Origin of the sequence: Amycolatopsis sp. NPDC088138, from assembly GCF_044741685.1 — a bacterium.
Lineage (GTDB): Bacteria > Actinomycetota > Actinomycetes > Mycobacteriales > Pseudonocardiaceae > Amycolatopsis.
This window is the reverse complement of record NZ_JBIUTB010000008.1, coordinates 627,959-648,662: the sequence shown is the minus strand read 5'-3', so window position 1 is coordinate 648,662 and position 20,704 is coordinate 627,959. Positions and strand designations below refer to the sequence as shown.

The window sequence follows — 20,704 nt, the reverse complement described above, 5'->3', positions numbered from 1 at the left end:
CGGTCAACGTCCGCTCCCTTCGAGAGTGCCGAATGTGCTGCCGACGAGCTGCTGGTCGGGACCGGGGACGAACCCGGTCTGGACGAGCTTCACGCCGCGGCGGGTGACGACCTGGGCGCGCCCGGCCGGCAGCTTGCGCGGCGCCGCTTCGCCCAGGAACTTGCCTTCCTCCTTCGGGTAGGAGAAGACGACGCCGGGACTGCCCAGCTCCCACAGCCGGCGGATCACCGGGTCGCTCAGCGCCCGCATCGCGCCCGACGTGCTGCGCGCGACGACCAGGTGCATGCCGATGTAGGCGCCCTGTGCGAGCAGCGACAGCAGCGGCTCGAGCGGCGAGCCCATGCCGCCGGTCAGCAGCTGGTAGTCGTCGACGACGAGGAACAGCCTGGGGCCGGTCCACCAGTCACGGCGCTTGAGCCGGTCTGCGGTGACGCTCTGGTCCGGCACGCGCGGCGACAGCGAGACGCCCGTCTGGGTCGCCAGTTCCTGCAGTGCCTCGGTCGTCGTCGCGTAGCCGACGCGGTAGGCCTCGGGAACCTCGGCGTCGAGCTGACGGCTCGGGTCGGCGAGCACGATCTTCGCCTCGCCCGGCCCGTACCGCGCCAGCACCGAGCGCAGCACCAGCCGCAGCATGTTGGTCTTGCCGGTCTCGTTGTCGCCGAACACCAGCAGGTGCGGGGTGGCGCGGAAGTCGTGCCACACGGGCAGCAGCCGCTGCTCGTCCTGGCCCAGCGCCAGCCGCAGGTCGCCGTCGGGGCGGGGCAGCTCGGACAGCGGGAGCGTCGAGGGCAGCAGCCGCACGGCCGGGGCGCGGCGGCCCGGCCAGAACGTGTGCACCTCTTCGGCGACGGCCTTGGTCGCCGCGGCGAGGTCGTCGGTCGCGGCGCTGCCGTCCATCCGGGGCAGGCCGGCGAGGAAGTGCAGGCCGTCCGGGGTGAGGCCGCGGCCCGGCTGGCTCGGCACGGTCTTGGCCTTGCGCGAGCCGATCTCGGACTCCATCGGGTCGCCCAGGCGCAGCTCGAACCGGGTCTGCAGCAGGTCGCGCAGGTACGGCCGGATCTCCGACCAGCGGGTCGACGCGATCACGACGTGGATGCCGAACGACAGGCCGCGCGAGGCGAGCTCGCCGATCTTCTGCTCCAGCTCGGAGTAGTCGTTCTTGAGCGAGAACCAGCCGTCGACGACCAGGAAGACGTCACCGAACGGGTCCTCGACCTGGCCGCGGCGGCGCAGCTGCCGGTAGACGTCCATCGACTCGACGCCGCGTTCGGAGAAGACGTTCTCGCGGTACTCCATGACCTGCGAGATCTCTTCGATGGTCCGCACGACGCGGTCGCGTTCGAGGCGGGTGGCGACCGAGCCGACGTGCGGCAGGCCGCTGATCGACATGATCCCGCCGCCGCCGAAGTCCAGCCCGTAGAACTGGACCTCCTCCGGCGTGTGGGTCATGGCCAGGGCCAGCACGAGGGTGCGCAGCAGTGTCGACTTGCCGGTCTGGGGGCCGCCGACGACGGCGACGTGCCCGGCCGCGCCGGACAGATCGGCCGTCAGCAGCTCACGGACCTGCTCGAACGGCCGGTCGATCATGCCCAGCGGCACCCGCAGGCGGCCAAGCTGGGCCGGGTCCTGCACGGTCATGCCGCGCACGGCGTCCGGCAGCACGCCCGGCAGGAGCGCGTCGAGACTCGGCGACTCGGCCAGCGGCGGCAGCCACACCTGCCGCGCCGCCGGGCCCGCGCCGGTCAGCCGCTCGACGAACGCGTCGGCCAGGGTCGGGCCGCTCGGCGCGGTTTCGAGGACCTCCTGGGCGGTCTTCTCGGTCGTCGTGTCCGGCTCGTCGTCGCGGACGATGAACCGGGTCGGCCGGACCTGGGTGAAGAACGGGACGACCTCGGCGCCCGCCCGGGCGACGTCGCTGACGCCGTCACCGCCGCCCGCTGGGACCGGCCCGGAGACGTAAGCGGCCTTGAAGCGCACCAGGTTCGTGGTGTCGATCTTGAGGTAGCCGTTGCCGGGTTCGGACGGCAGCTCGTACGCGCTGCCGACGCCGATGACGCTGCGGGACTCCATCGAGGAGAACGTCCGCAGCGCGATCCGGTACGACAGGTGGCCTTCGACGCGGTGGATGCGGCCCTCGTCCAGCCGCTGCGAGGCGAGCAGCAGGTGGACGCCGAGGCTGCGGCCCAGCCGGCCGACCGAGACGAACAGCTCCATGAACTCCGGCTTGGCGCTCAGCAGCTCGGAGAACTCGTCGACGACCAGGAAGAGCGTCGGCATCGGCGGCAGCTGCTCACCGGCCGCGCGGGCCTTCTCGTACTCGAACAGCGACGGGTGGCCGCTCGCGCGCAGCTGCTCCTGGCGGCGCACCATCTCGCCGTTGAGGGAGTCCTGCATCCGGTCGACCAGCGGCAGCTCGTCGGCGAGGTTGGTGATCATCGCCGAGGTGTGCGGCAGCCGGTCCATGCCGAGGAACGTCGCGCCGCCCTTGAAGTCGACGAGGACGAAGTTGAGGATCTCCGACGAGTGCGTCGCCGCGAGGCCGAGGACCAGCGTGCGCAGCAGCTCGGACTTGCCGGAGCCGGTGGCGCCGATGAGCATGCCGTGCGGGCCCATGCCGCCCTGCGCGGACTCCTTGAGGTCCAGCTCGACGATCTCGCCGTCTTCGGTGACGCCGATCGGCACCGACATCCGCGCGCGCTGCACGGCGCGCGGGCGCCACTGGCCGGTGATGTCGAAGGTGTGGACGTCCCGGATGCCCAGCAGCGCGGTCAGCCCGAAGTCGCTTTCCAGCGGCTGCTCGGTGATCTCCAGGGTGCCGCTCGTGCGCTTCGGCGAGAGCAGCCGCGCGAGGCCCTCGATCTGCGTCACGGACAGCTCGTCGCGGACCGCCGAGCCGACGCCGGTGCCGGCCGGGAACTCGACCCGGTCGTCCTTTGTGGTCAGACGCAACACCTTGGGGCCGCCGGGAAGCGCGCCGGTGACGTCCAGCAGGACGACGTTGCGCAGGCCCGCGCCGAGCAGCCGCGACGACTCGGGGATCGTGGCCAGGTGCGCGACGATCACCACGAACGGCTCGGTCGTGGTCGGGCCGACGGCCTTGTCGTGGTCGTCGCGGTCGGCGACGTCCGGGCCGAGGACGTCCATCAGCTCGTCGTGGTCGGCGGCGAGCAGCCGCAGCGGGCCGGCCGGGTCGCGCAGGGTGGTGTGCTGGTTGTGCGGCAGCCACTTCACCCAGTCCCACTGGGACTGAGCGGCTTCGGTGGTGAGCACGGCGACGCGGAGTTCGTCCGGGGAGTGGAACACGACCAGCTGCGCGAGCATCGCCCGGACCAGGCTGACGGCGGCCTCGGGGTCGCCGTCGAACTCGACGCTGGTGAAGCTGCGCAGGCCGACCGCCGTCGGGATGCCCGACAGCGACCGGTAGGTCTCGGTGAACCGGCGCAGGGAGATCGCCGACAGCGGCTCGAGGTCCTCGATCGGCTTGGTGACCGGCGGGACCAGCTCGAGGGCCGACTGCTGCGAGCCCAGGCCGATGCGGACGCGGCCGAAGTCGTCGTGGCTGACCCGCCGTTCCCACAGGCGACGGCCCAGCGACAGCGACCACAGCGAGTCCGGCGACGGGTTGTTCCACGCCACGGCGCGGCGCTGCTGCTCGGCCGTCGCGCGGGCCCGGGTGCGGACCTGCGCGATGTAGCGCAGGTAGTCCCGGCGCTCGGCACGCATCTTGCGCTTGCGCTCCCCCACCGCGCGGGTCAGCTGGCCGACGCTCATGGCCATCATGGACAGTCCCATGCCGCCGCCGAGCACGTACGTCATCGGCGAGCTGCCGCCGACGCCGGAGAACGACAGCACCATGACCATCGACCCGATGCCCATCGGCAGCATCATGAGCAGGGAATTGAAGTCCCGCGCCGCCGGTTCGGCGAGTACGGGCGGCTCCTGCAGCTCTTCCTGGCCTTCGGGCAGCTCGGGGCCGGACGCACGCGGCCCGCGCTTGACGGTTTCCGTGCTCACTCCAGCACCCCCGACGGACGGCTCGCGGACCGGCCCCAGGCGGAGTCGTCCTGGCTCAGGAGGTCCGCCATGGTGCGTTCGGCCTCTTCCTCTTCGGGCTCTTCGGGTTCCGGCTCGGGCGCCTCGGTTTCGGTCTCCATCGCCGGGCCGTCACCGCAGGTCGGCAGCTCGTCCGGGATGAACTCGCCGTCGCCGACCTTGATCCGCTGGTAGGTCCCGCGCGGCTCGTCTTCGGCCGGTCGCCACGGCTCGTCACTGCGTTCGACGAGGTCGGTGCTGACGTCCTGCTCGTCCTCGGCGGGCGGCGCGAACGGCAGGAGGCCCGGCAGGAACTCGGCGGTGCCGACGTCCCAGGCGGAGGTGTCCTCGTGCGTGTCGACGGGCCGTACGACCTCGACGCGCACGTCATCGTCCTTTGTGGACTTCTCGACGGGAGCGGAGCCCCAGCCGCTGACCGGGACGGCGGTCGCCCAGCCGCGCGGGGTGCCGGTGCCCGGGTCGGGTTCACCCGGGGTGCCGTCGGTGGCCCAGGCCTCGGTGGTGCCGCCCAGCAGCCCGGCGGAGTCCGGGCGGTCCGCGGCGGTGCCGTTGTCGGGCGGGGTCATCGGCGGCGGCATCATCGGCATGGCACCGGCAGTGACCGGGTCACCGGACGCGGTGGCTTCCGGGGTCCACGGGGTGTCGACGCCGCCGAGGAGACCGGCGGAGTCGGGACGGTCGCTGCTCGTCGGGACGCCGCCGCCCACACCACCGGGCGGGGTCGGGGGCATTCCGGCGGCCGGGGTCCCGCCGATGCCGTTGGCCGGGGTGACCGGCGTTCCGGCAGATGGGGTTCCGCCGACGCCGTTGGCCGGGGTGACCGGCGTTCCGGCAGCCGGGGGCTCGCCGAGCGGGGTCACCGGTGAGCCAGGCACCGGCGACGACCACGAGGCCGGAGTTTCGCCGGTGGGCGAAGTCCACGAGGCCGGGGTCCCGCCGTCGCCATTGCCCGAGGTCACCGGTGAGCCGAGCACCGGTGCCGACCACGAGGCCGGAGTCTCGCCGGCCGGGGAGGACCACGAGGCCGCCCCGAGGTCCGGGGTCTCGCCGATGCCACTGCCCGAGGTCGGCGGTGATGACCACGAGGCCGCGTCGAGCGCCGGGGTCTCGCCGACCGAGGTGGGGTCGCCGACGCCGGTGGGCACGTCCGGCGTCCAGGGTGCGTCGATGCCTCCGAGCAGACCGGCGGAATCCGGGCGTTCCGCACTCGGCGAGTTCATGCCGCTGCCCATGCCACCCGGCGGCATCATCGGCATGCCCGCACCCGGGATCGCCTGCTGCTGACCACCGTTCGACGAAAGACCACCGGGCGCCTGCAGCTGGTTCGCGTCCAAGCCCTTGATGCTGCCCGGGTCGGCCGCATCCGAACCGGTGCCGACGTCACCGGGAGGGGCCGACCAGGAGGCCGACTCCAGCGCGGGAGTCTCGCCGAACGAACTCGGGTCGCCGAGACCGTCCGGGACGTCCGCCGTCCACGGCGCGTCCACACCACCCAGCAGACCGGCCGAATCCGGCCGCTCCGCACTGGTGGGGTTCATCCCGCCACCCATGCCACCCGGCGGCATCATCGGCATGCCCGCACCCGGGACTGCCTGCTGCTGACCACCGTTCGACGACGAGAGACCGCCGGGCGCCTGCAGCTGACTCGGGTCCAGGCCCTTGATGCCACCCGGGTCGACGGAGCCGCCACCGAGGTCGCCCGCGCCGCCGATGTCGCCTGCACCACCCGCGCCACCGACGTCACCGGGAGGCGCCGACCAGGAGGCCGACTCCAGCGCGGGCGTCTCGCCGAACGAACTCGGGTCGCCCAGGCCGTCCGGCAGAGCCGAATCCCACGGCGCGTCCACCCCACCCAGCAGACCGGCCGAATCCGGCCGCTCCGCGCTGGTGGGGTTCATGCCACCGCCCATGCCACCCGGCGGCATCATCGGCATGCCCGCACCCGGCATGCCCTGCTGCTGACCACCGTTCGACGACGACAGGTCGCCCGGCCCCTGCAGCTGACTCGGGTCCAGGCCCTTGATCCCACCCGGATCGACAGAGCCGACGCCACCCACATCGCCGACACCACCGGCGCCGCCGACATCGCCGACGCCGCCCGCACCACCGACGTCACCCGGAGGCGCCGACCACGAGGCCGACTTCAACGCCGGGGCGTCGGTCAAGGCGCTGGGGTCGCCGAGGCCGTCCGGGAGGCTGCTGGTCCACGGCTTGTCGACGCCGCCGAGCAGGCCGGCCGAGTCCGGGCGCTCCGAGCCGGCGGGGTTCATCCCGCCGCCCATGCCACCCGGCGGCATCATCGGCATGCCGCCGCCCATCGGCGAGGTGAAACCACCACCCGCCTTCGGGTCCTGCAGCGACGACGGCACGTCGGCCGGGTTGAGGGCGTTCGCGCCCAGCCCGTTCAGGCCACCGGCACCCGGCGGGTTGCCCAGCGCGGGCGACTTGAGGTCGCCGAGGCCGTTGACACCGCCGGCGCCGCCACCGGCGCCGACGTCACCCGGTGCCGAGTCGAACGACGGCGACTTGATGTCGCCGAGACCGCCGGCGCCGGTGTCCCCGGGCGGGCCGTCCAGCGCGGGCGGCTTGATGTCCCCGAGGCCACCGGCCTTCGGGTCGTCCTTACCGCCGGTGCCGGACGGCGGCGGGGTCAGGCTCGGCGAGGTCAGCGGCGGCAGGGCGCCACCACCCGCGCCACCGCCCGCGCCGACGTCGCCGGGCGGGCCGTCCAAGGACGGCGGGGGGACGTCGCCGAGACCGCCGGGGCCGTCCGAGCCGCCGGGCGGCTGCGAGAGCGCGGCGAGGCTCTGGAACGGCGGGGGTGTGCCCCCGCCGCCCCCGCCCACGCCGGGGTCCCCACCGGGTGGCGGCGGGATTTCGGCGCTGGACAACGGCGGAGGCGTGCCTCCGCCACCGCCACCACCCGTGTCGCCGGGCGGGGGCGGGAGTTCGGGAGGCGGCACGTCGCCACCACCACCGCCACCGGTGTCACCGCCGGGCGGCGGCGGGATGGCGGGCGGGGGCGGCGCGTCCGCGGGAGGCGGGATGTCCGGGGGCGGCGGGGCCTCGGGCGGCGGCGGGGGCGGCGGCACGTCCGCGCCGGGCGGCGGGGTGGCCGGCGGCGGCGCGGTGTAGCTGGCGACGGAGAACGAGTGGTACTTGCCGGACAGCTGGTTGCCGACCTGGCGCATGTCGTTCGTCATCATCTCGACGGCGTCGGGGAACTGCGAGATGTACGCGCGCCCGTCGTTGAGCACCTTGCCGCGCGCGATGACCTGCTGGGCGTAGTAGGAATCGATGTAGCGCAACGTGTTCTGCGCCCACTGCAGGTACGCGGCCGAATTCGCCAGCTGGTTCGGGATGTTGCGCCCGCCGCTGCTGCCGTCGGTGATCTGGTGCACCAGGCCGCTGAACTTCGCGGCCATGTCGTTCATCATGCCCTTGAAGTTCGTCGCCGCGGTGCCCTTCCACGGGCCGTCGTCCCCGGCGAGGGCCTGGACCTGTTTCTGGATCGCTTCGGCGACGACCGACAGGCTCATCTGCGTCGTCTGGAACACGCCGGCGGCGGCTTGCAGGGACTGCCAGTTCACGTTGGAGTAGGCCTGGTCGGCCTGGTCCTGGCCCGGCGCCATCGACCCGCCACCGAGGATCGCGGCCTCGATCTGCTTCCAGGTCAGGCCGTCGAAGTCCTTGCCGGGGTCACCGGTGGAGTTCGTCGGCGTGTTGCCGGAATCCGGCCAGACGCCGTTGTCGTCCTGGGTGAACCCGTGGGTGTTGTTGTCGTCGCCCATCGTCCCTCGCTCGCCTCAGCCCGCCGAAAACCCCGTCCGCGATCAGTGCTGTTTGGACCCGGCGCCGGTGATCTCCGAGCTCAGCTGCCCGAAGTACTGGTTGTAGGCGTCGGTGGTCATCTTGTTGGCCTCGTCGGCGGAGTCGTAGGCGTTGGCCGCCTTGTCGACCGCGTCCGCGGCGTCGTGCATCGCCGTGATGAGGTCCTGCACGGTGGTGCGGGTCGAGTCGCGCAGCCCGCCCTCGCCGACGATCGGCTGGAGGAGCTTGTCGTGCGCCGTGGCGAACACGCCCGGCTTGATGTTGACGGTGTCGAGCTGGCCGGGCAGCTTCGCCAGCGGGCCGTCGGCGAGCGTGCGCAGGTTCTGCGCGAACGTGTGCATCGCCTGGGTGTTCACCGCGGTGACGCCCTTGCCGGGGTGGTCCGCGCCGCCCGGGACCGGCGGCGCGGTGGAGACGTCACCGACCGGGATGTAGACGTTGCCCTGGTCACCCGGGTCCTGGTGGCCCGGGCTGGTGAAAGCGCCCTCCGTCGACGGCGGGGTGTCGCTGTGCTGGTTGTTCGGGTTCGCGATCGAGGCGGTTTCGAAGACCACGGGGTCGAAGGCCATGGCGGGAGGAGTCCTTTCCGGTCTGTCGCGTTCGGACGAACCGGCCGGGGCGCGGCGGCTGACTGCCGTGCCCCGGCCGGAGCGCGGGGAGTCAGCGCTGCGCGAACCGCGTCGCGTTGGCGCTCTCGGTGCTCGACGTGCCCTCGTTGACCGTCGCCAGCGTGCGGCCGGCGGCGTCGAGCGACTGCGGCAGCGTCTGCGCCTGCTGGCGGCACCACTCGTAGGTCGACTGGAACTCGTCGGCCGCGCTGCCGAGCCAGTGCTCGCGCTGCGCGGTGATGGTGCGGTTCATCTGGTCGAGCAGCTCGGTGATCTGCTGCGACTGCTGCTGCGCGCGCCCGACCGTGGCTTCCATCTGCGCGAAGCTGATGGTGAACTGACCCAGAGCCATGGGGTTTTCCTTTCCTGGAGAGGGAGACCGGTCAGAAGCCGGGGAGGCCGCCGATGGTCGCGGCCTGCTGGCGCACGTTCGAGGTGTTGTCCTCGTCCTGGCGGTCGTAGTCGTTCGCGCCGGTCGTGACGTGCTGGGAAAGCGTGTTCAGCCGCTCGACGATCGTCTGCACGGTGCGGTCGAACGTGCCCATCGCCTCCTGGAACACCACGGCCGCGTCCGAGCGCCAGGTGCCCAGCAGCTCCTGCATCGTGGAGTCCACCTGGCGGTTCACGCCCGTGATGCCCTGACCGGTGTCGGTGATGGTGCTAGCGCCTTGGCGCATGATCCCGGTGTCTACCTTGGCGCCGTTCTGAGCCGCCATTTCGCCTCCTCGAATCCGTGTGTTCTGCCCTGCCGGAACGGGGTGGGGCACCGTCCATCCACAAAGGATTTCCGAGAGCCCCGGCATCGCCCCGCCCGGCACTCTCGACGCCGGAAGACGTGAAAGCCTGACGGAGACAGCACGGTCATCGTATGAAGGGATCCGGGGGTTCGCGCGGCTCGGTTCCCTTATGGACACAGCGGTGCGAACGCTCGGGCAGAACCGGACATTGCCGGTCATCACCCTGCGCCAGAGCCCCGGCGGATACGGGTCGCGCACGCCGGCTGCCCCTCCAGCCACGAATGTCTGCCCCGGAACGCCCGGCGCCGCGGGCGGGCAACCCTACGAAAGTCGCGGATTCCGGCCGGGGCCCGGAAAAGTCGACACGGGGGCTACGCTCAATTGAGCGGCTTTCCGGAGTTGTCCGATATGGACATCCTTATTTCTTCGGTACCGCACCGGATTCGGTGCGGTACCGCATCACTCATCCGGGGGATGCCGCACACACGAAACCGCCCCGGTCTCCGAGGGGAGACCGGGGCGGCTGCACGAGGTCAGCGGCGGGCGAACAGCTTCCGGCGGCGCGCGGGCAGGCGCCCGGCGACGGCGTCCTCGATCAGGGCGCCGACCGTCTCGCGGGCGCACGTCCGGTTCGCCCCGATCCCGCCGGACGGGCCGCGCTTGATCCAGCCCGTGACGTACGTGCCCGGAAGTCCGTCGACGCGGCCGGCGGTGTTCGGGACGCGCCCGGACGGCTCGTCGAACGGCAGGCCCGGCACCGGGGCACCGCGGAACCCGGCGGCCCGCACGACCCGGCCCGCGAGGATCTCGACGTCGCCGCCGGGGCCGGTGACGCGCACGCCCCGGACCTCGGTGTCGCCGGTGAACGCGACCGGCGCCGAGTGGAAGCGCAGGACGATCCGGCGGCGGTCGTCCGGCGGCGGCACGGACCAGTCCACGGCCTCCCGCCCCAGGCCGCGCAGCCACGCCGCCTTGCCCTCCCCCTGGTCGACGGCCGCCGCGACGCGCGGGTCGTGCGTGTCGACCACGAGGTCGACGCCGGCGCGTCCGGCGAGGGCCAGCAGCTCCGAGCGGGTGTACGCGGCGGTCTCCGGACCGCGTCGGGCCAGCAGCACGACCTCGCGCACCTTGCTCGACCGCAGCCGGGCCAGCGCGGCCGGCGCGATCTCGGTGCCGACCAGGGTCTCGGGGTCGGCCGTGAGGATGCGGGCGACGTCGAGGGCGACGTTGCCGGTGCCGACGACGGCCACCCGCTCCGCCGAGAGGTCGACGGCACCGGGCTTGATGTCCGGGTGGCCGTTGTACCAGCCCACGACGGTCGTCGCGGCGAGGCTGCCGGGCAGGTCCTCCCCCGGAACGCCGAGGGGGCGGGCCGCCGTGGCGCCGACCGCGTAGACCACCGCGTCGTGCCGCCGCGCCAGCTCGGCCGCGGTGACGTCGCGGCCGACCTCGGTCCCGAGCCGCAGCCGCAGCCGCGGGTGGTCGTGGAAGCGCGCGAACGTCTCGCCGATCTTCTTCGTCGACGGGTGGTCGGGCGCGACGCCGTAGCGGATCAGGCCGCCGGCCACCGGCAGGCGGTCGACCAGGGTGACCCGGGCGTTGGTGTGCAGCAGCAGGTCCTCGACGGCGTACATGCCCGCCGGGCCGGTGCCGACGACCGCGACGTCCAGCGGCGCGAAGTCGCTCGGGAGCACCCGGGTGAACGCCGGGGGCGCCCACCGGTGGAAGTTCGGTGCCGTGGTCGCCTCGGCCAGCACGTCCCGCCCGGCGTAGTACTCGGCGTTGATCTCCTGGTAGACCCGCAGCGGCCCGGTCAGGTCGCCGGCCGGGAAGATCGCGTCGACCGGGCACGCGTCGGCGCAGGCACCGCAGTCGATGCAGGTGTCCGGGTCGACGTAGAGCATCTCGGTGCGGCCGAAGTCCGGTTCGTCCGGTGTCGGGTGGATGCAGTTGACCGGGCAGACCGACACGCAGGAGGCGTCGGCGCAGCAGGTCTGCGTGATCGCGAAGGCCATGACGTCAGATCAGGTTGGCGCGCTTGTAGAACCACAGCGCCGGCTTGGTCAGCAGCCCGGCGGAGTGCAGGAACTCCATCAGCCCGGAGCAGCTCGAGCGCAGCATCGACTTGTGGTGCTGGTTGGCCTTCGCCTCGCGCCGCGCGCGCTCGCCGTCGAGCCCGGCGTTCTCGTAGACCTTGGCGTTCACCATGCTCGTGACGATGAAGTAGGACGCGATCGAGACGACCAGTGCGTTAATCTGCCGCCGCACCCAGCCGGCGCCTTCGAGCCGCTGGCGGGTCTCCTCGCGGGCGAACTTCATGTGGCGCGACTCCTCGACCACGTGGATGTTGTTGATCGTCCGGACGAACGGGACGACCCGCTCGTCACGCATCCAGTCGCGCTGCATGACGTCGAGAACCTCTTCGGCGACGAGGATCGCCGCGTAGGCGGCTTCCCCGGTCGCGGTCGCCTTGAAGGTGCGGCCCATCTCGACGACGAACCGGGTCGGCCGGTAGGCGGGCGCGCCCAGCTTGGCCGCACCGCGGGCGAACATGATCGAGTGACGGCACTCGTCGGCGATCTCGGTCAGCGCCCACTGGAACGCCGGGTCGGTCGGGTCCTTGGCGTAGAAGTCCCGCAGGATCATCTGCTGCAGGATCATCTCGAACCAGATCCCGGTGCTGGCCACCGACGCCGCCTCGTGACGGGTCAGCTCGCGCTGCTGCTCGGGAGTCATCTCGTCCCAGTAGGACGTCCCGTAGAGCGTGCTCCACTCGGGGCTGGCGCCGTGGAAGCCCTTGTCGAGCGGGGTCTCCCAGTCGACCTCCGTGACGGGGTCGTACGAGAGCTGCTCCGACGAGTCCAGCAGCCGGCGCGCCATCGTCTCGCGGTCCGAAACCTCCGGCTCGCGCTCGCCGATGCTCGTCATGGCCGACCTCCTCGTCAGGTGTTACCACGGTTTACTGTTACCAACCGTAACACATACTGGTTCCAGTGCACACCCGTCCTCGGAATCAGCGGTCGCGGAACTCGCTCGGCGGCGCGCCGAGGAGGCGGGAGAACATCGTGGTGAACGCGCCCGGGCCGGAATAGCCCAGGCCGGCGGCCACTTCGGCCACCGGCGCGCCCGCCGCCAGCAGCGGCAATGCGTGCAGCACGCAGGCCCGGCGCCGCCACGGGGCGAGGCCGAGCCCGGTCTCGGCGCGGAACCGGCGGTGCAGCGTCCGTTCCGCGACGTGCAGCCGGGCCGCCCAGGCCGCCGGGCGGACGTCGATGCGTGGGTCCACCAGGAAGTCCTGGCACAGCCGGCGCAGCGCCGGGTCGGCGGGCAGCGGCAGGTCGAGCGGCAGCGGAGCGGCCCGGCGCAGCTCGTGGAGCACCAGCTGCAGCAGCGCCGCGTCGCGCCCGCGCAGGGCGTAGCGCGGTTCGACGTCGACGGCTTCGCGCAGCAGTTCCCGCAGCAGCGGCGTCACCTCGACGACCCGGCAGCGGCCCGGGAACCACGGCACCGCACGGGGTTTCACGTAGAGGCTGCGGGTGCTGACCCCGTCCATCCGCACGGCGTGCGGGGTGCCGGCGGGGATCAGCACGGCCCGGTGCGGCGGCACGATCCACGCCCCGTCGGCCGTCTCGACCCGCATCGAGCCGGTCACGCCGTAGAGCACCTGGGCCCGCCGGTGCCGGTGTTCGGCGAGCACGTGGCCGGGCGGGTAGTCGGTGCCGATGGCCACGACGTCCCGCTCGAGGCCGTCGACGGTGTCGATGTGGATGTTGCGCACGGGTCCGAGCCTAGGTGGCCGGAACTCGGAAGGAGGTGGCCGATCATCGAATGCCCGCCAGGCGCGCCCGCCGTAGCGTTCCGGGACGTGCTCCTTTTCGGACTGGGTGTCCTCAGCGGCGTCACCACGGCGCTCTTCGGTTTCGGCGGCGGCTTCGTGACGGTCCCGGTGGTCTACGCCGTGGCCGCGACGGGCCCGGGCGCGATGCACGTCGCGATCGGGACGTCCGCCGCGGTGATGCTCGTCAACTCACTCGGCGCGACGGTCACCGTGGCGCGGGCGGGACGGCTGCACCGGGAGTACGTCTGGCCGCTGGCCGCGTTCGTCGCCGCCGGCGCGGGCCTCGGCGCGCTGGCCGCGACGAGCGTCCCGGACGGCGTGCTGCACGCGCTGTTCGCGGCGTACCTGGCGGCGACGATCCTCGACAGCCTCCTGCGACGCGGCTTCGTCGGCGGCGGCGAGCGGCGGCCGCTGAGCCGGGCCACGGTCACCGCCGGCGGCCTCGGAATCGGTGCGGTGGCGGCGTTCCTGGGGGTCGGCGGCAGTGTCCTGACCGTGCCGCTGCTGCGGCGGCGCGGCCTGCCGATGAGCGACGCGACCGCGCTGGCCAACCCCCTCAGCCTCCCGGTGGCCGCGGTGGCGACGGCCGTCTACCTGGCCTCGCCCGGCCCCCCGGCGATCGACCCGGCCGCGGCAGGCCTGCTGCTCGCCGGTTCGCTGCCGACGATCGCCCTGCTGCGGCGGTGGTCGCCCGCCATCCCGGACCGCGCGCACGCCGTGGCTTACCTCGGGTTGCTGGGCGCGGCGCTGGTCACCATCCTGCTGTGAACCCGCGCGCGCCACACCCGATCCCGGCGGCACTCCGGACCGCACGCACGCGATCGCCTACCTCGGGTTGCTGGACGCGGCGCCGGCCACCATCCTGATCTGAACCACCCGTCGGCGTGAACCCGGGCGCGCCGCGCCAGATCCCGGCAGCACTTCGGTGTACAGTCGTTCACTCAATCGTGTGTCGATCGGCGGGAACCGGTGCACCTCTCCAGCGAATCACCAGCCGGGCCCTTCGGCTCCGGGCTGCTCGGGCCGCTCGACCAGGACGTCTCCGTGCTGCGCCGGCGCGTCCAGCGGCTGCTCACCCTCACCCTGGTCGCCACCAACGTCATCGGGGCGCTGGTCGTGGTCGGGCTCGCGGCCCTGCTCATGCCGGCTCCGGGCCTGTCCGGCGACCTCGTGCACGCCACGGCGGTCGCGGTGCCCGCTTACGTCGTGTCCGCGGTCGTCGTCGGCGCTCTCTGGGGCACCCGGGGCGCCCTGCGGACGCTCCGCTGGGCGGCCGAGGGACGCCGTCCGAGCGACGCCGAGCGCGCCGCCAGCCTGCGTGTCCCCCTGCGCCTGACGCTCATGCAGGCGGTCCTGTGGGGGGTGGCGACCGTGGTGTTCGCCGGGCTGGCCGCGCTCCTGCAGCCCGGCGTCGCGCTGACCGTGTTCCTCGTCGTCGCGTTCGCGAGTGTCGTCGTCTGCGCGATCGCCTACCTCTTCGGCGAGTTCGCCCTGCGGCCGTACGCGGCGCGGGCCCTGGCGGGCACCACCCCGGCGCGGCCGCTCAGCGGCGGCGTCAACCTGCGGATGCTGCTGTTCTGGTGCCTGGGCACCGGTGTCCCGGTCGCCGGGCTGGTCGTCACCGCGGTGCTGGCCTGGGTGCGCGGCGACGTGTCGACCACGAAGCTCGCCGTGTCGGTGATCGCGCTCGGGCTGGTGGTGCTGTGCTTCGGCCTGCTGGTCACGGTGTTCACCGCCCGCGCCGTCGTGAACCCGATCCGGTCGGTCCAGGACGCGCTGGCCCGGGTGCGGGCCGGCGACTTCGGCGGCGAGATCCCGGTCTACGACGGCACCGAGCTCGGCCTGCTGCAGGCCGGGTTCAACGGGATGGCCGCCGGGCTGCGGGAACGCGAGCGGATGCGGGACCTGTTCGGCAGGCACGTCGGCCGGGAGGTCGCGGTCGAAGCGATGCGGACGTCTGCCGAGCTCGGCGGCACCGTCCGCACGGTCTCGGTGCTGTTCGTCGACGTCGTCGGCTCGACGGCGCTGGCCGCGAGCCGCCCGCCCGAGGAGGTGGTCGGGCTGCTCAACCGGTTCTTCGCGGTGGTCGTCGACGAGGTCGACCGCCACCACGGGCTGGTCAACAAGTTCGTCGGCGACGCCGTTCTGGCGATCTTCGGGGCGCCGACGCCCCTGGACGACCACGCGACGTGCGCGCTGGCCGCCGGCCGCGCGATCGCCGCCCGGCTGGCCGCCGAGGTCCCGGACTGCCCGGCGGGCATCGGCGTCGCGACGGGCGACGCGGTGGCGGGCAACGTCGGCGACCCGCACCGTTTCGAGTACACGGTGATCGGCGACCCGGTCAACGAGGCGGCTCGCTTGACGGAGCTGGCGAAGAACGCCGACGGCCGCCTGCTGGCGTCGTGGGCGGCGGTCGAGTCGGCGGCGACCGACGAGGCGGCGTGCTGGCAGGCGTCCGAGGACGTCACCCTGCGCGGCCGCACCCGCCCGACAACGCTGGCCACCCTGCGCACCTGACCCCCACCCGGCCGATGTCCGTGAAGGCCACATCGAGGGACTCTGAGTCCCTCGATGTGGCCTTCACGGACTTGCTGGCACCGGCGGGAAACCCGGGTCAAGCGGGTGGGCCGAGCCAGGTCGTCAGCGCTTCGCGGAGTCCGGGCACCTCGCCGCCGACGGCGGCCCAGGCCATGTAGCCGTCCGGGCGCATCAGCGCGGCCAGCTTCTGGTCCGGGAAGGCCAGCGGGCTCGCCGTCACCAGCTCGATCCGGTCGCCCCACTCCGCCGCCACCTCGGCGGCGCCCATGCCCGTGTCGAGCAGCACCGCGCGGCCGTCGCGGAAGCGGGGCGCCAGCGTCGTCCCGTCGTCCAGCGGCAGGTCCGGCACCCGACGGCCGATCAGCGGGAAGTCGCCCGGCAGGTCGTAGTGCTGCCAGGCGCCGCCGACCTTCGACACGACGTACGTGGCGCCGTCGGGGGTGTCGAGCAGGTCGGCCACGACCTCGCGCAGCGCGTCCGCGCGCGGGCCCCGCCCCGCGCTCAGCGCCGTCTGCGCCAGGCTCCAGCGCTGCACCCACGCCCCGATCGGGTGCCGCTCGGCGGTGTAGGTGTCCAGCAGCTCCTCCGGCGCGGCGCCCCGCGTGACGAGCGCGAGCTTCCACCCCAGGTTGACCGCGTCGCCGAGGCCCAGGTTGAGCCCCTGCCCGCCGGCCGGCGAGTGCACGTGGGCCGCGTCGCCGCACAGCAGCACCCGGCCCCGCCGGTACGTCGTGGCCTGCCGGGTCGTGTCGGCGTAACGGGTGGCGACGTGCACCCGCGTGACGGTCACGTCCGTGCCGCTGACCCGCCGCAGGCTGTCCTGGATCTCCGCCGCCGTCACCGGCGCGTCCCGGTCGGGCGGCGGGGTGTACTCGACGGTGTGCACCCGGGGCGGGCCGTCGCCGTCGGCCCAGCCACCGACCACATAGGACCCGTGCTCGCTCTGCTGCCAGCCGTCCGCGACGAGCTTGCCCGGGTCGTCGAGGTCGACGACAGCCTGGCGGCCGGTGAAAACCGGGTCCACACCGGGGAAGTCGATCCCGGCCAGCCGACGCACCGTGCTGCGCCCGCCGTCGGCGCCCACCAGCCACCCGGCTCGGATCACATCCTGTTCGAAGTGGACGGTAACACTATCCACATCGGACTCGAATGCGGTCACGGAAACCCCGCGCCGCACCTCGACCTCCAGCTCGGCCGCCCGGCGCTCGAAGATCGCCTCCAGGTCGGCCTGGGCGATCACCCCGGCCCCGAGGAACTCTTCCCCCGGGCCTGGCGGGCGCAGCCGGTCGGCGCGGATGCCGATCCCGGCGAAGTGCCCGACGAAGACGTCCGGCCGCTCCCCCGCCTCGCCCGGCTCCGACGACGGCGGCTCGAAGTCCGTGCCGAGCCACATCGCGGCCGCGCTCTCGACGGCGGGCAGCAGGCCGCGCAGGTGCAGCGCGTGCACCGACGGCGAGTTGAGGGCGCGAGCGCCCATCGAGCCGAACCGTGAGCGCGGCGTCTCCGCCTCGCGCTCGACGACCAGCACCCGCACCCCGCCCAGCCTCAGCTCGCAGGCCAGCATCAGGCCGACCGGCCCGGCACCCGCGATCACGACGTCGTAGTCCATGAACTCCCCCAGAAACCCGGAAACACTGTTCTCGGTATCGCCACCGTAGCGAACTGGGTACAGTGTTCGCAATATCCGAGGAGGTCCTGTGCCGGCGAACGACCGCCCGCCGCTCTGGCTGCGTCCCGAATACGGGACACGCGGGCCGAAACCGGCCCACACCCGCCACGACGTCGCCGCCGCCGGCATCAAGATCGCCGACACCGAGGGGCTCGACGCCGTCTCGATGCGGCGGATCGCCGCCGACCTGGGCACCGGCACGACGTCGCTCTACCGGTACGTGTCCAAAAAGGACGAGATCCTGCAGCTGATGGGCGACGAGGTCACCGGCGAGCTGCGCGGCACCGTGCTGCCCGCGGACTGGCGGGACGCGCTGCGCACGATCGCCCGCCTGATGCGGGAGACCGCGCTGCGGCACCCGTGGTTCCCCGCGCTGGCCTCGGGCCGGCCCAACCACGGCCCGAACAGCCTGTGGTGGACGGAACTGACGCTCTCCGCCTTCGACGGCCTCGACCTCGGCACCGACGAGCTGCTCGCCAACCTCGGCACGCTCTCGTCGTTCGTCCTCGGTCACGTGCAGAGCGAGCTCGGCGACCAGGAAGCGGCGCGGCTCTCGGGGCTCGACCACGAGCAGTGGATGGAACGCGAGGGCGAGTACGGGCCGATGATCATGGGCAGCGGCCGGTACCCACGGCTCACCCGGGTGATGGTCGAAGCCGAGACGCCGCACGCGGCCGACCGCCGCGACCGGTGGTTCGAAGCCGGGCTGGAACGGGTGCTGGCGGGCATCGCCGCCCACCTGCCGTGACGCTCAGATCTTGACCACGCTCAGCGGTGCGGGCGGCGGCAGCGGCGTGCCGGCGTGCTCGGCCCGGAACGAGTTCAGCAGGTAGGCGACCAGCCGCCGCGACGCCACCCGCGTGGCCTCCCCCGCATCGGCCGCGACGCCGTCGTTGGCCATCAGCACCAGCTCCAGGTCGCTGAGCGCGAAGTCGGCCCGGAGCTTCCCCGCCGCCTTGGCGCGGTCGACCAGCTCGGCGAAGCGGCGGACCGCCCGGTCGCGTTCCGCGGAGACGTCCGTCGCGGCCGGGAACGCGGCGGCGACGGCGGCGCTGAAACCGCGGTCGCACGCCTGCATCTCCCCCACCTTCTCCACGACGGTGACGAACCCGCGCCACGGGTCCGGATCGGCCAGGGCGTCGTCCACGACGGCGACGCAGGTGTCGAACTGGTGCGAGAACACCTCGCCGACCAGCGCCTCCTTGGTCGGGAAGCGGCGGTACAGCGTGGCCATCCCGACCCCCGCGTGCCGGGCGACGGCCGCCATCGGCACGTCGAGGCCCCGGCGGGCGAACAGGTCGTGGGCCACCTCGACGATGCGCTCGCGGTTGAGCCGGGCGTCCCGCCGCAGCGGCGCCGGGTGAGAAGGGTCCGCGCTCATCCTTCTCACTTTACGCCAAGTGGACAGACCTGTCCGATTGTCCGGCTACGTTGGCGGACAACGAAAAGGAGGTCCGATGAGGACGAACGGCCAGCTGGTCGACCGCGCGGTCGAGGGGTTCAACCGACGGGTGGTGGCGCTGCGCTCGTCACGCCGCTGGGGCGCGGCCGTGCGGCGGCACCTGACGATCGTGACCTACACCGGACGGCGCTCGGGCCGCACGTTCAGCATCCCGGTGGGCTACCGGCACACGGGCGACACGGTCGTGATCGGCGTCCGCATCCCGGGCAAGAAGAACTGGTGGCGCAACTTCACCGGCGAAGGCGGCCCGATCACCGTCGAGCTGGACGGCGGCGACCGCTCCGGGCACGCGATCGCCCGCGAGGACCCGAAGGCGGGTGTGACGGTCACGGTGCAGCTGACCCCGTGACCGGCGCCACTTCGACGCTCTCGTGCAACCTTCCCGGCACCGCGCGGCATCAGAGGGGTGTCAGAGCGCAGCGAGGCCGAGAAGAAGTGAGGTGGCGCCGATGGGCGCGGTGCCCGTGGACACGGGGTTCACCGACTACGTGGCGGAACGGGCCCCCTGGCTGCGCAAGGTCGCCTTCCTGCTCTGCGGGGACTGGCACCGGGCCGACGACCTGGTCCAGACGGCCGTCACCAGGCTCTACACGAACTGGCACCGCGCCGCCCGGGCCGACAACCTGGACGGCTACGCGCGCCGGACGCTGGTGAACACCTTCCTGGCCGAGCAGCGGACGTCGTGGTGGCGGCTGGTCGACCTGCGCTCGGCCGACCACGATCCGCCGCCTGTGGCGCGTTCCGACGTCGAGACGGCGCTCGACCTGCGGGCCGCGATCGACCTGCTGCCGCCGCGGCAGCGGGCGACCGTCGTGCTCCGGTACTTCTGCGACCTGCCGGTCGAGGAGGTCGCGAAGACCCTCGGCTGCTCCGCCGGCACCGTCAAGAGCCAGACCTCCCGGGCCGTGGAAACGCTGCGTGGCCTGCTGCCCACCGAGTCCCTCAGCACCCCGGAGGCAACCGCGTGACCGTCGACGACCTGGCCGTGCGCCTCAAGGAACTCACCGAAGAACCCGCCCCGCCGATGGTGCTCGACCTCGACCGGGCCCGCCGGGTCGGTGGCCGCCGTCGTCGGCTGCGCACGGCCGCGACGGTCGCGGGGTGCGCCGCGGTCGTGATCGCCGGTGGCCTGACCGCCGTGACGCTCACCCGTTCCCCCGCCCCCGACGCGCCCGTCGCCCGGCCGCCGCAGCCGCCGGTGGTCTCGATCGCGCCCGCGCCCACCGACGACCCCCTGGTCGCGAAGGCGAGCTTCGGCTGGCTGCCCAGCGTGTTCACCGGCGTCGAATACGGCGTCGGCGCGCACGGTGACTACTCGCTGGCCATCGGCCGGGGCGACCTGGCGCCGATGATCTGGCTGACCGTCTACGACAAGGAACCGCCGCTCGACCACCGGAACCAGCTGGGCGGACGCGCGGTGAGCGTTCCGGCGCGGATCGGCGACCGGACCGGTTACTGGGTCACCGCCAATCCCGAGGACCCGATCAACGGCGGTGACGCCTACCTGCGCTGGCTGACCGCGGACGGCCGCTGGGCCGAGCTGCACGGGTACTACCTCGACTTCCCGGAGGTGCAGCAGTCGCTGGTGCGCGTCGCGGGCGAAGTCACCTTCGGGAACAAGGCCGTGCCGCTGCCCCTGCACGTCAGCAGCCTGCCGCCGGGGTTCCACCTCGCCGACGGGCAGCTGTGGCGGCGGCCCGACCAGGACGGCACCCCGTGGAAGCTGCAGCTCTACTACTCGGTGAACGGTGCGAACGTGGTGATCGAGGTCGCGCCGCCCGGCGGGTTCCCGCCGAAGATGGGCAAGCCGAAGTGCACCACGAAGAACGGGCTGAAGGCGTGCGTCACCGTCGACCGCCCGGCGGCCGCGGGACTGGAGTCGGTCGGCGGCCTCCAGGGCCTGCTCGACCGGATCACCCTGCTCGGGCCCGACGAGAAGAACTGGACCACGCACGTGATCGGCTGAGG

Annotated in this window: 16 protein-coding genes; 6 read left to right on the top strand and 10 right to left on the bottom strand. The window is 73.0% G+C overall.

Annotated features, from left to right (window positions below):
- Positions 1-3: 3 nt before the first annotated feature.
- From eccCa to ACIOD2_RS43700, 8 genes are all read right to left on the bottom strand, one after another.
- Positions 4-4,014, bottom strand: coding sequence for a type VII secretion protein EccCa (gene eccCa / locus ACIOD2_RS43735; protein ID WP_400551414.1), 4,011 nt, complete (start codon positions 4,012-4,014; stop codon positions 4-6).
- Positions 4,011-7,844, bottom strand: coding sequence for a hypothetical protein (locus ACIOD2_RS43730; protein ID WP_400551412.1), 3,834 nt, complete (start codon positions 7,842-7,844; stop codon positions 4,011-4,013). The genes eccCa and ACIOD2_RS43730 overlap by 4 nt, the downstream gene beginning before the upstream one ends.
- Positions 7,845-7,886: 42 nt before the next feature.
- Positions 7,887-8,453, bottom strand: coding sequence for a hypothetical protein (locus ACIOD2_RS43725; protein ID WP_400551410.1), 567 nt, complete (start codon positions 8,451-8,453; stop codon positions 7,887-7,889).
- Between the two features lie 91 nt (positions 8,454-8,544).
- Positions 8,545-8,844 carry a WXG100 family type VII secretion target gene (locus tag ACIOD2_RS43720; RefSeq protein WP_323330614.1) on the bottom strand — a complete coding sequence of 100 codons (300 nt, stop codon included), beginning with the start codon at positions 8,842-8,844 and terminating at the stop codon, positions 8,545-8,547.
- Positions 8,845-8,875: 31 nt separating this feature from the next.
- On the bottom strand, positions 8,876-9,208 hold the full coding sequence (locus tag ACIOD2_RS43715; RefSeq protein WP_323330613.1) for a WXG100 family type VII secretion target: 333 nt from the start codon (positions 9,206-9,208) through the stop codon (positions 8,876-8,878).
- A 554-nt stretch (positions 9,209-9,762) separates the two neighbouring features.
- Positions 9,763-11,244, bottom strand: coding sequence for an FAD-dependent oxidoreductase (locus tag ACIOD2_RS43710; RefSeq protein WP_400551408.1), 1,482 nt, complete (start codon positions 11,242-11,244; stop codon positions 9,763-9,765).
- A 4-nt stretch (positions 11,245-11,248) separates the two neighbouring features.
- Positions 11,249-12,157 (bottom strand): diiron oxygenase, encoded by a 909-nt coding sequence (locus ACIOD2_RS43705; RefSeq protein ID WP_400551406.1) that lies wholly within the window; start codon positions 12,155-12,157, stop codon positions 11,249-11,251.
- Between the two features lie 85 nt (positions 12,158-12,242).
- Positions 12,243-13,007: an AraC family transcriptional regulator gene (locus ACIOD2_RS43700; RefSeq protein ID WP_400551405.1), complete on the bottom strand. Its 765-nt coding sequence runs from the start codon at positions 13,005-13,007 to the stop codon at positions 12,243-12,245.
- An 87-nt stretch (positions 13,008-13,094) separates the two neighbouring features.
- On the opposite strand from ACIOD2_RS43700, the gene ACIOD2_RS43695 reads away from it, so the two are divergent.
- Together ACIOD2_RS43695 and ACIOD2_RS43690 are read left to right on the top strand one after the other, a co-directional pair.
- Positions 13,095-13,835, top strand: a complete 741-nt coding sequence (locus ACIOD2_RS43695; RefSeq protein ID WP_400551403.1) for a sulfite exporter TauE/SafE family protein — start codon at positions 13,095-13,097, stop codon at positions 13,833-13,835.
- Between the two features lie 201 nt (positions 13,836-14,036).
- Positions 14,037-15,584 carry an adenylate/guanylate cyclase domain-containing protein gene (locus ACIOD2_RS43690; RefSeq protein ID WP_400551401.1) on the top strand — a complete coding sequence of 516 codons (1,548 nt, stop codon included), beginning with the start codon at positions 14,037-14,039 and terminating at the stop codon, positions 15,582-15,584.
- A 97-nt stretch (positions 15,585-15,681) separates the two neighbouring features.
- On the opposite strand, the gene ACIOD2_RS43685 is transcribed toward ACIOD2_RS43690, so the two are convergent.
- Complete coding sequence (locus ACIOD2_RS43685) at positions 15,682-17,214, bottom strand: FAD-dependent monooxygenase (protein WP_400551399.1); 1,533 nt, start codon at positions 17,212-17,214, stop codon at positions 15,682-15,684.
- 88 nt (positions 17,215-17,302) lie between these two features.
- On the opposite strand from ACIOD2_RS43685, the gene ACIOD2_RS43680 reads away from it, so the two are divergent.
- Positions 17,303-18,022, top strand: a complete 720-nt coding sequence (locus ACIOD2_RS43680; RefSeq protein ID WP_400551397.1) for a TetR/AcrR family transcriptional regulator — start codon at positions 17,303-17,305, stop codon at positions 18,020-18,022.
- A 3-nt stretch (positions 18,023-18,025) separates the two neighbouring features.
- Here ACIOD2_RS43680 and ACIOD2_RS43675 read toward each other — a convergent pair whose 3' ends face one another.
- Positions 18,026-18,655, bottom strand: coding sequence for a TetR/AcrR family transcriptional regulator (locus tag ACIOD2_RS43675; RefSeq protein WP_400551395.1), 630 nt, complete (start codon positions 18,653-18,655; stop codon positions 18,026-18,028).
- Positions 18,656-18,731: 76 nt separating this feature from the next.
- Here ACIOD2_RS43675 and ACIOD2_RS43670 point away from each other — a divergent pair, with 76 nt between their 5' ends.
- The 3 genes from ACIOD2_RS43670 to ACIOD2_RS43660 all read left to right on the top strand — a co-directional run bounded on the left by ACIOD2_RS43670 (position 18,732) and on the right by ACIOD2_RS43660 (position 20,702).
- On the top strand, positions 18,732-19,085 hold the full coding sequence (locus ACIOD2_RS43670; protein WP_400551393.1) for a hypothetical protein: 354 nt from the start codon (positions 18,732-18,734) through the stop codon (positions 19,083-19,085).
- Between the two features lie 115 nt (positions 19,086-19,200).
- Positions 19,201-19,704, top strand: coding sequence for a SigE family RNA polymerase sigma factor (locus ACIOD2_RS43665; RefSeq protein WP_400551622.1), 504 nt, complete (start codon positions 19,201-19,203; stop codon positions 19,702-19,704).
- Complete coding sequence (locus ACIOD2_RS43660; RefSeq protein WP_400551392.1) at positions 19,701-20,702, top strand: hypothetical protein; 1,002 nt, start codon at positions 19,701-19,703, stop codon at positions 20,700-20,702. The genes ACIOD2_RS43665 and ACIOD2_RS43660 overlap by 4 nt, the downstream gene beginning before the upstream one ends.
- Positions 20,703-20,704: the final 2 nt, after the last annotated feature.